This window comes from Pseudomonas sp. 32_A, assembly GCF_017490905.1.
In the GTDB taxonomy this organism is placed as follows: domain Bacteria; phylum Pseudomonadota; class Gammaproteobacteria; order Pseudomonadales; family Pseudomonadaceae; genus Aquipseudomonas; species Aquipseudomonas inefficax.
In genome coordinates this window covers 1-461 of record NZ_JAFGYI010000302.1, presented here as the reverse complement: position 1 = coordinate 461, position 461 = coordinate 1, and the positions used below count along the sequence as shown (strand labels likewise).

The 461-nt window shown below is 65.3% G+C and carries 1 protein-coding gene; it reads right to left on the bottom strand.

Annotation, left to right across the window (positions count from 1 at the left end):
* Window positions 1-461, bottom strand: a 461-nt coding sequence (locus J5M58_RS26780) for an OprD family outer membrane porin (protein WP_207880392.1), incomplete at both ends; no start/stop codon positions are given.

The following is a 461-nucleotide window of genomic DNA, read 5'->3' as shown; positions in this document are numbered from 1 at the left end:
GCTGATAGCCGAGCAGCAGCTCGTGCGGGCCGTGCTGCGCGGCGAGCGACAGGCTGTACGCGTTGTTGTCGATCTTGCCCTGGCGCGCGTCGCCCGTGTCGTGCGTCGAATAGAAATTGCCGAAGCCCGTCCACTTGACCGTCTGCGGCGAGCCGTAGCTTTGCTTGACCGAGCCGTAGTACTGGCGCCAGACATCGTCGGCCTGGCCCGCGTAGAACGACGCCGAGCCCGTCTGCGAATAATCCCACGTGCCGCCGACGTACGTGAAGCGGTCGACGCGCGTGCCGCCGTATTGCGTCGTCAGGTTCGTGAGCGTCGTATGGCCGCGCGCGTTGGTCTTCGTGAAGCTGCCCGCCTCGAGCATCACGTTCTTGAATTCGTTGCTCACGATCGTCGCGCCGAGGAACGTCGGCGGCAGCGCGCGGTTGTCGTGCTGCTCCATGAACGGATTGTCGACCGCC